Source organism: Acinetobacter sp. F16 (assembly GCF_052712855.1).
The window spans coordinates 1-11,960 of record NZ_JBRATK010000013.1; the positions used below are offsets into that span (position 1 = coordinate 1).

An 11,960-nucleotide genomic window follows, 5' to 3' on the forward strand; every position below is an offset into this window, starting at 1 on the left:
TCATGATGCAACTTTGACTTTGGTCGGTCGGATGCAGAATGCTAGCTCATCTTGCTCCCTTCCAGTATTTTAATCTCTGTTGCACTTCATATGAGAATCTAAGTATTAAAATAGTTTTAGCTAAGCAATAAAGCATCAATAACAAATCTGAATATCTGGATTAACAATTTATTATTTTAAGGATCACAATAAAAAATACTGAATAATCTTTTTCATTGGGTATATATTCATTTTTTATAAAAAGAAACAGGGAAAATATTTATTTATATGAAATATAGCTGCTTATAACTTTAAGTTTAGAAAGGTCACTCAATATATCCAATACAATTTAGCCCCTGTTCATACCGCTCAGATATTTAAAATTATGAAAAAATAGATGGGTCATTTTTAAATGTAGAACTATTAAAATATAAAACTATATAAATAGACTTTTGAGGTGAGTTAAATTTTGATTGTTAGAATCGACTGTTTTGTTTTTCTAATTTTTGAAATTCTCGAATCGAAAGTTCATTGACTTGTCCGCGCCAAATCCATTTGAGTTTCGACTCTAGAAACTTATCCCCCTCAAACCAGACAAACAGCCCTTCCATCATTTTTGGCCAATCTTCTCGAGTGATGCTATGACGCCCAGAAATCACCGCAATGATTGCCGCTAAAATCGTATCGTGGCTTACGGCCAGACTTAAACCAAAATGATCTTGCGGATGGGTGTTATAAATCAGCTCTAACACATCTACCACGCCCGTAATTGGATGTTTCATTCCCGGCAAGGCATTATTGACAAAACTATTGATAAAGCCTAAAGCACCCTGTTTTCTAAAATATGGACCTGCCTGCTTGATATCCAGCACAAAACTTCCCGGCTCAACCAGCAAGCCTTGCTCGACGATTTCAATACAATGGGTATTTTGGGCAAGCGTACTGGAATCTGCACCCTGAATCATTAAAGCTGCCGTATCGACACAGCGTTGAATTGGGCTTGAAATACAGTGCTGAATACTCCGGTCTGTATTTTCAATTAAATAGGTGCCCCACGCCTGTGCCAAGTCACGGCCTTGTGAGGTTAACTGTAAATCGTAGCCAGCCAAACCCTGCCCAGCCACAACTTCTCGAATAGAGTGGCGAGTAAATAAAGTCACAGGTGTTTTTGCATCGGGCAATAAATCAATTGCCTTGAGCATGCTTGCAGGGAGTAGGTCTAACGCCATGATCCAGCCAAAAATTAAACATGGTTCGGCACACTATAGCATGTTAGAACATCAGCTCAATGCATGTTCGCCATAAGTCCTAGAGCCTGGAATGCTAATTTTTTCATTTCGATATTCTTAAACGCAATAAAGCCGCCGTTCAACAAATTATCTCGCTGATTGTATAAAAAAGGTCGCCCTTGCAAATCTACCAAGCCACCGCCAATACGTTCAATCAGACATTGACCTGCGCTGGTATCCCATTCACTGGTCGGATGGAAACGTGGATAAATATCGACTTTGCCTTCAAGCATCATGCAAAACTTGTAGGCACTGCCCGCTTTAAACTCTACAACTTCAACCTGCTGTTTTAAGATGTCCAGGTATTCAGCATATTTAGACCTGCCTTGACTGCTTTGACTTAAACCCACTTGAATTGCTGCACAAGGTTCATCTGCTACATATTCTAGCCATTGCCCGGTGCGGGTCTCAAATTTCAAAGGGACGCCCTGCTTCGGACAAATATAGAGCGTCTGCTCGGCCGGAATGGCCAATATTGCAAAAGTGGTATGTGCGCCTTCAACCAGACTTAGGTTAATGGTAAATTCAGGCCGTTTATGCAGAAACTCTTTGGTTCCATCTAAAGGGTCCAGCAACCAGAATTTTTGCCATTGCTTCCGTTCGGTATGATCACCTTCTTCTGACAATAAGGCGATCTGTGGAAAACTTTTTTGTAATGATGTGCTGATAAAATCATTGACTCGATAATCGGCTTGGGTCACAGGAGAATTGTCAGTTTTCTGCTCGACATCAAAAGCTCCACCTGCACAATAGGCCTGATATTCCACTCGCAAAATTTCACATGCCTGTGTCACAATGGGTACAAGCTGTAAAATCAAAGCATCTTGTGGTGCTGTTGTTATTTTAAACATAGATTACCTGTATATGCCGAATTACTCAGAAAAACCGACCATCATCTTTGACATGGATGGCACGCTCCTTGACCTTGCTTATGATGATTTCATCTGGAATCATCAACTTCCGATTCGCTATGCGGCCACGCATGACTGCACGCTCGAACAAAGCACTGAATCGCTATTTCAGTTCTATCAGCAACATAATCATACCCTAAATTGGTACTCAACCCGGTTCTGGAGCGCAAAAGTTGGTGTCGATACATTGGCACTGCAACATGAATTTAAACATAAAGTTGCGCTGCGTGCAGGCTGCTTAGAGCTACTTAATTATTTAAAAAGCAATGGCTACCCATGCTGGATTGCCACCAATGCAGACTGCGAAGGCTTAAAGTTTAAACTGCAACAAACTCAACTGGCTGATTATTTTGATGTGATTATCAGCAGTGAAACTATCGGTTATGCCAAAGAGTCGATCGAATTCTGGGAGAAGCTACAATCTCTGCACCCATTCCAAACCGATCAAGCCTATTTTATAGATGACACAGAAAAAGTACTCAACAGTGCAAAAAAATTTGGCATTTGCAATTTAATTACCATTGCCCAGCCCTCATCTAAAGGAAAGATACGGACTGAAAGTCCTTATCCTATTTTACAAGACTTGACCGATTTAATGGTCATGTTAGAACAAGCTGAGGATCTGAAAAAATATGCCTAATCCTTCTCAACAAAATACTGTTGAAAGCATGCGTGTTGATAAATGGCTGTGGGCGGCACGTTTTTTTAAAACACGTTCCATATCTAAAGCTGCCATTGAAGGCGGAAAAGTCCACCATAACGGTGAACGCGTCAAAGTTTCCAAAGAAGTTCGTGTTGGAATAGAACTGACCATCCAGCAAGGTTTTGATCGCAAAACCATTGTGATAAAAGCGTTGTCAGCAAACCGTGGTGCAGCACCCATTGCACAACAACTGTATGAAGAAACAGAAGTCAGTGTTGCACGACGAGAGTTGCTTACAACACAAAGAAAGTTGCATAATCTAGCCCGACCTGAACATCGGCCAAGTAAAAAAGATCGCCGACAAATCAGTAAATTTAAACAAGATAATGATCAACAGTTTGACCAGGACTGGTCATACAGCGATGATTAATTTAAGCGTCATATTCTGTCGTACTCGACCGAATTGATATAGAACATAAAGAATGAATCTGTCACTATACTCGAGTGGAACACGTTTTAAAGTAACTCATCCACTTAAGTTAATATTTTTGTGACATCGTTTTGAGGTTGTGAGATGGATGATAATAAAAGTAAGGCGCTGAATGCTGCCCTAAGCCAAATTGAAAAACAGTTTGGTAAAAATACAGTAATGCGTCTTGGTGATAACACCGTACTGGCTGTTGAAGCGGTGTCTACAGGTTCTTTAACCCTGGACATCGCGCTCGGTATTGGTGGCTTGCCAAAAGGTCGGATCGTGGAAATCTACGGGCCTGAATCTTCGGGTAAAACCACGATGACCTTGCAAGCGATTGCACAATGTCAAAAAGCCGGCGGTACTTGTGCCTTCATCGATGCCGAACATGCGCTTGACCCTCAATATGCACGCAAGCTGGGTGTAGACCTCGACAACCTGTTGGTTTCTCAGCCAGACAATGGTGAACAGGCACTTGAAATTGCCGACATGCTGGTTCGCTCTGGCGCAGTTGACATGATTGTTGTCGATTCCGTGGCTGCATTGACCCCTCGCGCAGAAATTGAAGGCGAAATGGGTGATTCACACATGGGCTTACAGGCACGCTTGATGAGTCAGGCATTGCGTAAAATTACCGGTAATGCAAAACGCTCTAACTGCATGGTCATCTTCATTAACCAAATTCGTATGAAGATTGGTGTAATGTTCGGTAGCCCTGAAACCACAACTGGTGGTAATGCACTTAAATTCTACGCTTCTGTACGTCTGGATATCCGTCGTATTGGTCAAGTGAAAGAAGGCGATGAAATTGTTGGTTCTGAAACACGTGTTAAAGTTGTGAAGAACAAAATGGCACCGCCGTTCAAGGAAGCGTTATTCCAGATTTTGTATGGCAAAGGCGTGAATCAGCTGGGTGAATTGGTTGATCTTGCAGTTGCACAGGAACTGGTACAAAAAGCGGGTGCGTGGTATTCATATCAAGGCAATAAAATTGGTCAGGGTAAAAACAATGTTATCCGCCATTTAGAGGAAAACCCTCAAATTGCACAGGAACTTGACCGCCTGATTCGCGAAAAGCTGTTAACACCGATCACCAAGCCAATTGAAGAAAAAGACGAAGAAGAACCAGACTTACTCGATGCTTAAATAGCATGATGTTAAAGTCGCATTTTTCGAGTTAAACTGTAAAACGCCCTACGGGGCGTTTTTTATTTGATGTGATTGATACACAATATGAGTAATCCCAAATTTCCCAAAATGCTTGACTATGCAGCAATCAAACAACAATTTGATGATTCATCGCCAGAATCGCCACCAGAATCATTCTCCGCTCCCATAGAATCAAATGCCTTACACTTTGAAGATGATCCACAGCCCAAGCCAAAAGGTCTTACAGGCTCCCGTTTACGCTCTTATGCATTTGCAGTACTGACACGCCGGGAATACTCAAAAGCCGACCTGATTGAGAAACTTGCGCTCTACGCCATGGATCGTGATGAGGTTTTAAGGCTGGTTGATGAGCTGGCAAAAGAAAACTATCAAAGTGACCAACGTGTCGCAGAAATCCTACTGTCTAGTCAAAAACGTAAAGGCAAAGGCCCGAACCGGATTAAGCTGGCGTTAAAATCAAAAAAAATTGATGCGAGCTTAATTCAGGAAGAATTAAAAGAAACCGATTGGAATGAACAAGCGTATCAACTGAAAGTAAAAAAATATGGCACCCAAGTAGAAAAAGAGCCAAAACTAAAAGCCAAGCAAATTCGCTTCTTGATGTATCGGGGTTTTGAAATGGATGCGATTATTAAGGCAATTACAAGAAAAGAAGATGAGTTTTAAGAAAAGGACAAGATAAGAATTATTATTTTAGAAACTGGTGGCAACCCCACTAGCAAAACTTCGGCACATCATAGTTCTGTTACCGTTGCTACCTTCCGGTCCTGGCGGGGTTCACAGAGTACAATTGCGAAGCCACCAGCGGGGCTACCATTGCAAGATCAGAGTATAGAGATTTTTATTTAACTTGCAAGCCTTCGAATCAATTTTCGAACTACATCGCTTTTATTTGATTATTAAAAAAACAATATTGATTAAAAACAGCATTTTTGTGTATTTTTTATCAAGACTATCAATTACTTTAAACCTACCACAAGTTTGTAAATGCATATTGCATTTCATGGCATGGACGTTTTTAATGTGATCAGATCTTTTAAACAGGTACATTCTAAATGTCGCAAATTTTGAATATGCCTAAGAATACGAAATGGATGTTTTTATGATGCTCAAACAGCATACTTTATGTGTACTCGCCTTACTTAGCTCAGCTTCACTTTATGCCAACATTCCAATTGAATCTCGTGGTTTAACTCAAACCAGCATCGAACCCAGTGCAAACAATGTCGCAATCGATTCAGGTGCCGCCACTGCCAATGTACCGACCAATCTGAATTGGCAAATCATGCAGAAAAATCAGCAGTTAGAAAATGATGTCCGTGCGCTGCGTGGCAAAATTGAAGAACAAGACAATGAAATCGAAAAACTTAAGCATGAACTCACCAATCGTTATACTGACCTAGATCAGCGCCTAGAACTGTTACAGCAAAAAGTGGATCCGGAAAGCGCAGCGCCAGAGGAGGATAACCAACAGGATACTTCTCCCAGCACCGTAAATACCCCAACTCCAGTAGTAGCGGCCAAGGCAGTCAATACTCAGCCAGCAGCTGTCACGACTCAAGCGACTGCAACAAATAGTCAATCCGCATCTTCAGCGGATCTGGATAAAGCCGCTTATACCGTTGCTTTAGATGCCTACAAACAAGGTGGTGCAAAGAAAGCCATTGCACCGATGAAAAACTTTATCAAAAACAATCCCAACAGTGTTTATATCAGTAATGCTTATTTCTGGTTGGCAGAATTCAATTTAGCCATTGAACCCACCAACTACACTGAAGCGAAAAAGAATTATAATATTGTGATCAGTCAATATCCAAATTCAGCTAAAGCAGCTCGAGCGCTCTACCAGCTTCACAGTATCGCCAAAGATGTAGACCACAATACAACGCTCGCCAATCAGCTTAAAAGCAAACTCATCAAAGACTATCCAAAGTCTGAAGAAGCGGGCTATTTCAAGAAATAAAAACACAAAAAAAAGACACCATAGAAGGTGTCTTTTTTATGCAGCAGCATATTCAATTAACGAACAATACCACGTTTGGATTGTTCTAGAGAATCAATCAGCAACTGAACTTCTGGAACTTCCGGAAGAATTTCCGCACGAATCTGTTGAATCGCCTGTTCAGTGGTTAAACCAGCTTTGTAAATCAATTTAAATGCCTGGCGTAATCCCTGGATAACATCCTTAGACCAGCCTTTACGACGCATGCCTTCGACATTCATTGCGAAAGCATGTGCCGGATTACCTGAAACCATCACATAAGCAGGCACATCTTTTAGAATTAAAGAAGCACCACCAATCATGCTGAAAGAATCAATTTTGCAGAATTGATGAATCCCTGAGTTTCCACCCACCACCACATAGTCACCGACATGAACATGTCCAGCAACACCAGCATTATTGGCAAAAATATTATGATCGCCCACTACACAATCATGTGCAATATGGGTATTCACCATCAATAAATTATGGCTGCCAATTTTAGTGATGCCCTGATCTTGGGTCGTACCACGATGCAAACTGCAATGTTCACGAATCGAGTTATGATCGCCAATTTCAAGCCAGGTTTCTTCGCCAGCATATTTTAAATCCTGACATACTTCACCCACACTCGCAAACTGGAATATTTCGTTGTTTTTCCCAATGCGAGTATAGCCACCAACAACTACATGTGAATGTAGTTTGGTGCCTTCACCAATGCTGACCTGTGGCCCAATAATACAATAAGGACCAATTTGTACATCTGAAGCAATAACTGCAGATGAGTCAATAATGGCGGTTGGGTGAATTAAATCGTTATTACTCATGCCTGCTCTATTTTCTGATGCGAAACCATAATTTCCGCGGTAGTTGCTACAACGCCATCAACAGTGGCTATACAATTATATTTGTAAATTCCACGTTTGTGCATAACCAGCTCAGATTTTAAAACGAGCTGGTCACCAGGAACAACTTGTTTTTTAAAGCGGACTTTTTCTGCACCCGCAAAAAGAAACAAAGAACCTTCACTTGGCTTCTCATTATTCATGATAAAACCAAGTATACCAGAGACTTGAGCTAATGCCTCAACAATCAGTACCCCAGGCATAATTGGATAACCTGGGAAATGTCCCTGTAAAAACTCTTCATTGATCGAAACATTTTTATAAGCAACGATACCATTTTCGGTCACATCAACGACTCGATCGACCAATAAAAATGGATAGCGGTGAGGTAAATATTCACGAATTTGTTGAATGTGCATTGGCAATTCAGGCTTCGTAAATGCAGGAGTATTCGACTCAGTCATCATATTCTATTTACGCTTAAAAGTTGATTCAAGGGACTCTATTTGAGCCTGTATATGATCAAGCCGTTTCACCAATTGGGTCAATGGCACATCTGCTAATTGTTTAAAGCGTACAGCAGCGCGTTTCCAGTGCAAACTTTCCAGGATTGGCGTACCAGAAGAATAGCTCCCTGCCTCAGAAATATTTTTTGTGACCATTGACATGCCGGTTATTGTGACATTATCCGTAATATTAATGTGTCCCACTACCCCTACTGCACCTGCAAATATACAGTTTTTGCCAATGGTGGTACTACCTGCAATCCCGCATTTTGCTGCAAGTGCTGTATTGGCACCAATCTTGACGTTATGCGCAATTTGCACAAGGTTATCAATAATCACACCATCTTCTAAAATTGTGTCGTCTAATGCACCACGATCAATACTGCAATTTGATCCGATTCGTACATCATTCCCAATTTTAACTGAGCCTAATTGTGCAATACGGTTCCATTTGCCTTGATAAGGTGCGAAGCCAAAACCCTCCCCACCAATCACAGTATTGGCATGAATACGGACTCGATCGCCTACTTTAGTTTCACCGGTTAAAGTGACGTGCGAATCAATAAAGCATTGTTTGCCAATTTCTACGTCATCATCGATTTTAACTTGAGACTGAATGACGGTTTCATCACCCACTACGCAGTTTTCACCAATGACCACGTAATGCCCAACATAAGCACTGTCGGAAATAATGGCAGAAGGATGAATTTGAGCTGTGCTTTCGATACCCTGCTGGGTATGCTTTTTCTCGAACACATGCGTCAAAATTGCGAAAGCAAGATAAGGATTATCAACCACAATAAAATTATTATGCGTATCTAACTGTGATTTTAAAGCTGGAGTAACAATTAACGCACCTGCTTTTGAGGCACGTGCATGATCTAAATATTTTTCCGCATTTACAAATGCAATATGTTTGGCTTGAGCGACATCTAAGCTTGCCAATCCTTCTAAGGTTAAATCAGATTGACCGACATACTGGCCTTGTACAAGGCGAGCAAGATCTTCTAAGCGAAATTGTCTAGGATTCATTGATTACTTAATAATATTGACCTTTTGAATCATTTTATCAGTTAAATCATATTTAGGGTCATAGGCAAGTGCTGAATTTTTATTTAAAACAACATCCAAGTTATTTTCTTTACGCAATTGTTCAGCAGCTTGCTTTACACGCGCATCAAAAACACTGCGAACTTGTTGAATCGAGCTTTGGACGCTGCTCTGAACAGATTGTTGCAATTGATTCAATTCTTGAAACTTTGCTTGATATTGTGCCGAAAGCTTTTGCTTTTCCGCATCGGTAAATTTGGTGTTGGACTGTGCACGTTGCTGTAATGCTTCAAGCTCTTTAGACAACTGCTCAATTTTAGTGGTTTGCGGCTGAATTTTTTGCTGTACAGCTGTGTTTTGCTGTTTTAAATAGCTACTATTTTCTACAAGACGTTCTAAATCAATTACCCCATAACCGGCAGCCTGTGTCAAAGACGTCATGCTTGCCAAAGCGATACCCATCGCCATCATCATCTTTTGCATCATTTTCTCTTTAAGTTTGGTTGTGTCAATACACACATAATGTATTAACACAACCTGAATTATTCTTAGGCAACCTTAGAAAGTACGGCCAATTTCAAATTGGATATTTTTAGTTTCATCACCCTGTTTATCATTTAATGGGTATGCATAGCTGAGTGAAAGTGGACCAATCATGGTAATCCAGGTAAAGCCAACGCCAACGCTATAACGGAAGTTTTCAGCGTCAAAACCAAAATTGTCTTCACAATATTGTTTAGCACTGATACCTGGATCAGTTGCAGTTCCATTTAAATATAAGTTTCCGCCAGGAACCTTACATTGGGTATCAAATACTTGTGCACCTTCAGCAAAAACTACTGGTCGTACTTGACGCGTCCAATCCCCTTTAAATGGTAACGGCAAGGCCAATTCTGCACCAAATTGTACTAATGCATTACCACCGACTTCTTCTGGATCAAGGTCTTTCGTTTTCGACTCATTATACGTTACACCCGGATATTTCGGGCCTAATGTACTATTATCATAACCCCGTACCGAACCGAAACCACCAGCATAGAAGTTTTTATAGAATGGCAGGTCATTACCGTATCCTAACTTACCATAACCACGTAGTACAAAGTCATACGGCAATGGTAAGAATGCTTGTGCATCATAGGTCAATTTTTGGTATTCAACATCACTACCAGGAAGTGCAATTTCACCATTCACACGATGTGACATACCATTAGTTGGGAATACTGGACGGTTTAAGGTGTTATATGACCATCCTAAATTCAGGTTATAAGTTAAAAATTCACCTTTAAACTCATTATCAAAATCTACTAATGGAACATCACAAACAACTTCTTTTACACCTTTTGTTGGATCTGCAGGATCATTGTAAACAATTGTCTGGGTACCGGTACACACCCCTTCAGCTCGGCCTGTAGCCTTACCGCCATTGGCTAACAAGTAATCTCGAACATAGGTCGATACATAAGGACCAGTAGTCACTTCAGTTTGGTCGATATTCAACCCAGCACTTACACTTTGGTTTTCATCAATTGGATAACCAAATGTAATACCACCACCAAAACTGTCCGTCACATAGTTGTTAACGTTATAGTCATCATCTAGCTTGGTTTTACGGTAGTACATGTTATAACCGCGACGCACACCATCAATGGTGAAGTATGGGTCAGTCACACTTAAATTATAATAATCTTGCGTTTCTGAACGGGATAAATCAATCGAAACACTGTTACCTGTACCCAAGAAGTTGGTTTGACTTAATCCTGCCTGGAAAGTTACACCACCACTTTGCGAGAAACCGACAGCCAGCGTACTTGTACCCGAATGCTGTTCTTCAACATTGACATTCAAGTCTACCTGATCCGGCACATTCGGAATACGAGCGGGTTTAATATCTACAGTTTTAAAGAAACCAGTACGCTCTAAACGGACTTTAGACAAGTCAATTTTTTCATTGCTGGCTAATGCCCCTTCCATTTGACGCATTTCACGACGCAATACTTCATCCGCAGTTTTGGTATTACCAGTGAAGTTAATACGACGCACCGTTACTTGTTGACCTGGATTAATATAATAATTCAAGTTAACCAGTTTGGTTTCTTCATTAATTTCAGGGACCATGTTTACTTCGGCATAGTAATAACCTGCATTACCATATTTACGAAGTAAAAGTTGTTTCACTGCATTTACTTTTTCTTGAGAATAAGTCTCGCCATCTTTATAAATTTGCAGTGCTTTCAATTCTTCTGTTTTATAAAGCGCATCACCCAGAAACTTGGTTTCACCAAATTTAAACTGTTCACCTTCTTCGACAGAGACTTCAACAAAGATATTCTTTTTATCCTCACTCAAGTTCAAACTTGAGTTCGTAATATTAAAGTTGATATAACCTTTGTTTAAATACAATGCACGTAAAGCTTCCAGACTGGCCGCCATTTTTTCTCGTGCATAACGATCGTTACGGGTAACAATCGAACTCCAGCTACTTTCTTTAACCGCAAAAGCTTGCTTGATTTCACTTTCTTTAAAAACAGTATTGCCAATAATATTGATATCAACAACTTTAGCTGCTTTACCTTCCACAAACTCAATGGTCAGATCGACACGGTTGTTGGGCCTAGCCACTGTTTTAACACTGACATCAGCGTCATAACGGCCTTGCTGCATATATTGTTGTTCAAGTTCGGTTTCAATGGTTTGCAGTGCAGATTTTTTCAAAACCTCGCCTTCTGCAATGCCCATTTTTTTCAGACCATCTTCAAGGGCTTCTTTAGGGATCAGTTTATTCCCTTTAAACTCCACCTTAGAAATCAGTGGACGTTCAACCACGGTAAAAATAAGCGTGTCCGCTTCTCTTGATGCTTTGATATCATCAAACAGGCCAGTGGCATACAAAGCACGAATCGAATTTGCAATAGTCGTATCATCGATACGATCGCCAGCATTGACAGGCAACATCCCATAGACATTTGTTGGCGTTAAACGAACAAGCCCGTCAATTTTAATATCGCGGACAATGAATTCATCTGCTGCATATACTTGTTGTACTGCTGCCATTGCACTAATAAGCGCCAAAGGCATAAATAAATGTGTGTGCTGCATGCCAGTCTTTTCCGATGT

At 40.6% G+C, this 11,960-nt stretch carries 12 protein-coding genes and 1 other RNA gene; 5 read left to right on the plus strand and 8 right to left on the minus strand.

Annotated elements, in window-relative coordinates:
• Positions 1-455 precede the first annotated feature (455 nt).
• The gene (locus tag ACU0NF_RS08920; RefSeq protein WP_445660877.1) at positions 456-1,208 is read right to left on the minus strand and encodes a histidine phosphatase family protein; all 753 of its coding nucleotides are present in this window, start codon (positions 1,206-1,208) and stop codon (positions 456-458) included.
• A gap of 56 nt (positions 1,209-1,264) precedes the next feature.
• On the minus strand, positions 1,265-2,119 hold the full coding sequence (locus ACU0NF_RS08925; RefSeq protein ID WP_445660878.1) for a 3'(2'),5'-bisphosphate nucleotidase CysQ family protein: 855 nt from the start codon (positions 2,117-2,119) through the stop codon (positions 1,265-1,267).
• A gap of 13 nt (positions 2,120-2,132) precedes the next feature.
• On the opposite strand from ACU0NF_RS08925, the gene ACU0NF_RS08930 reads away from it, so the two are divergent.
• The 4 genes from ACU0NF_RS08930 (at position 2,133) to ACU0NF_RS08945 (ending at position 5,130) form a co-directional block, all read left to right on the plus strand.
• Complete coding sequence (locus ACU0NF_RS08930; protein WP_445660879.1) at positions 2,133-2,819, plus strand: HAD-IA family hydrolase; 687 nt, start codon at positions 2,133-2,135, stop codon at positions 2,817-2,819.
• A complete protein-coding gene (locus tag ACU0NF_RS08935) occupies positions 2,812-3,252 on the plus strand; it encodes an RNA-binding S4 domain-containing protein (RefSeq protein WP_445660880.1) in 441 nt (146 codons plus the stop codon). The genes ACU0NF_RS08930 and ACU0NF_RS08935 overlap by 8 nt, the downstream gene beginning before the upstream one ends.
• A 144-nt stretch (positions 3,253-3,396) precedes the next feature.
• Positions 3,397-4,440, plus strand: coding sequence for a recombinase RecA (recA, locus tag ACU0NF_RS08940; RefSeq protein ID WP_131214572.1), 1,044 nt, complete (start codon positions 3,397-3,399; stop codon positions 4,438-4,440).
• Positions 4,441-4,527: 87 nt separating this feature from the next.
• Positions 4,528-5,130 (plus strand): regulatory protein RecX, encoded by a 603-nt coding sequence (locus ACU0NF_RS08945; RefSeq protein WP_445660881.1) that lies wholly within the window; start codon positions 4,528-4,530, stop codon positions 5,128-5,130.
• Between the two features lie 44 nt (positions 5,131-5,174).
• Here the strand turns inward: ACU0NF_RS08945 and ffs are convergent.
• Positions 5,175-5,271: signal recognition particle sRNA small type (gene ffs / locus ACU0NF_RS08950), an RNA gene on the minus strand.
• A gap of 295 nt (positions 5,272-5,566) precedes the next feature.
• Here ffs and ACU0NF_RS08955 point away from each other — a divergent pair.
• Positions 5,567-6,427 carry a YbgF trimerization domain-containing protein gene (locus tag ACU0NF_RS08955; RefSeq protein WP_445660882.1) on the plus strand — a complete coding sequence of 287 codons (861 nt, stop codon included), beginning with the start codon at positions 5,567-5,569 and terminating at the stop codon, positions 6,425-6,427.
• Between the two features lie 56 nt (positions 6,428-6,483).
• On the opposite strand, the gene lpxA is transcribed toward ACU0NF_RS08955, so the two are convergent.
• From lpxA to bamA, 5 genes are all read right to left on the minus strand, one after another.
• A complete protein-coding gene (gene lpxA, locus ACU0NF_RS08960; protein ID WP_131385127.1) occupies positions 6,484-7,272 on the minus strand; it encodes an acyl-ACP--UDP-N-acetylglucosamine O-acyltransferase in 789 nt (262 codons plus the stop codon).
• On the minus strand, positions 7,269-7,754 hold the full coding sequence (fabZ, locus tag ACU0NF_RS08965) for a 3-hydroxyacyl-ACP dehydratase FabZ (protein WP_171458399.1): 486 nt from the start codon (positions 7,752-7,754) through the stop codon (positions 7,269-7,271). The genes lpxA and fabZ overlap by 4 nt, the downstream gene beginning before the upstream one ends.
• A 6-nt stretch (positions 7,755-7,760) precedes the next feature.
• Positions 7,761-8,828 carry a UDP-3-O-(3-hydroxymyristoyl)glucosamine N-acyltransferase gene (gene lpxD / locus ACU0NF_RS08970; RefSeq protein ID WP_445660883.1) on the minus strand — a complete coding sequence of 356 codons (1,068 nt, stop codon included), beginning with the start codon at positions 8,826-8,828 and terminating at the stop codon, positions 7,761-7,763.
• A gap of 3 nt (positions 8,829-8,831) precedes the next feature.
• Positions 8,832-9,329, minus strand: a complete 498-nt coding sequence (locus ACU0NF_RS08975) for an OmpH family outer membrane protein (protein ID WP_445660884.1) — start codon at positions 9,327-9,329, stop codon at positions 8,832-8,834.
• Positions 9,330-9,404: 75 nt separating this feature from the next.
• Entirely contained in the window at positions 9,405-11,942 is a 2,538-nt protein-coding gene (gene bamA, locus ACU0NF_RS08980; RefSeq protein WP_445660885.1) for an outer membrane protein assembly factor BamA, read from the minus strand.
• Between the last annotated feature and the right edge of the window lie 18 nt (positions 11,943-11,960).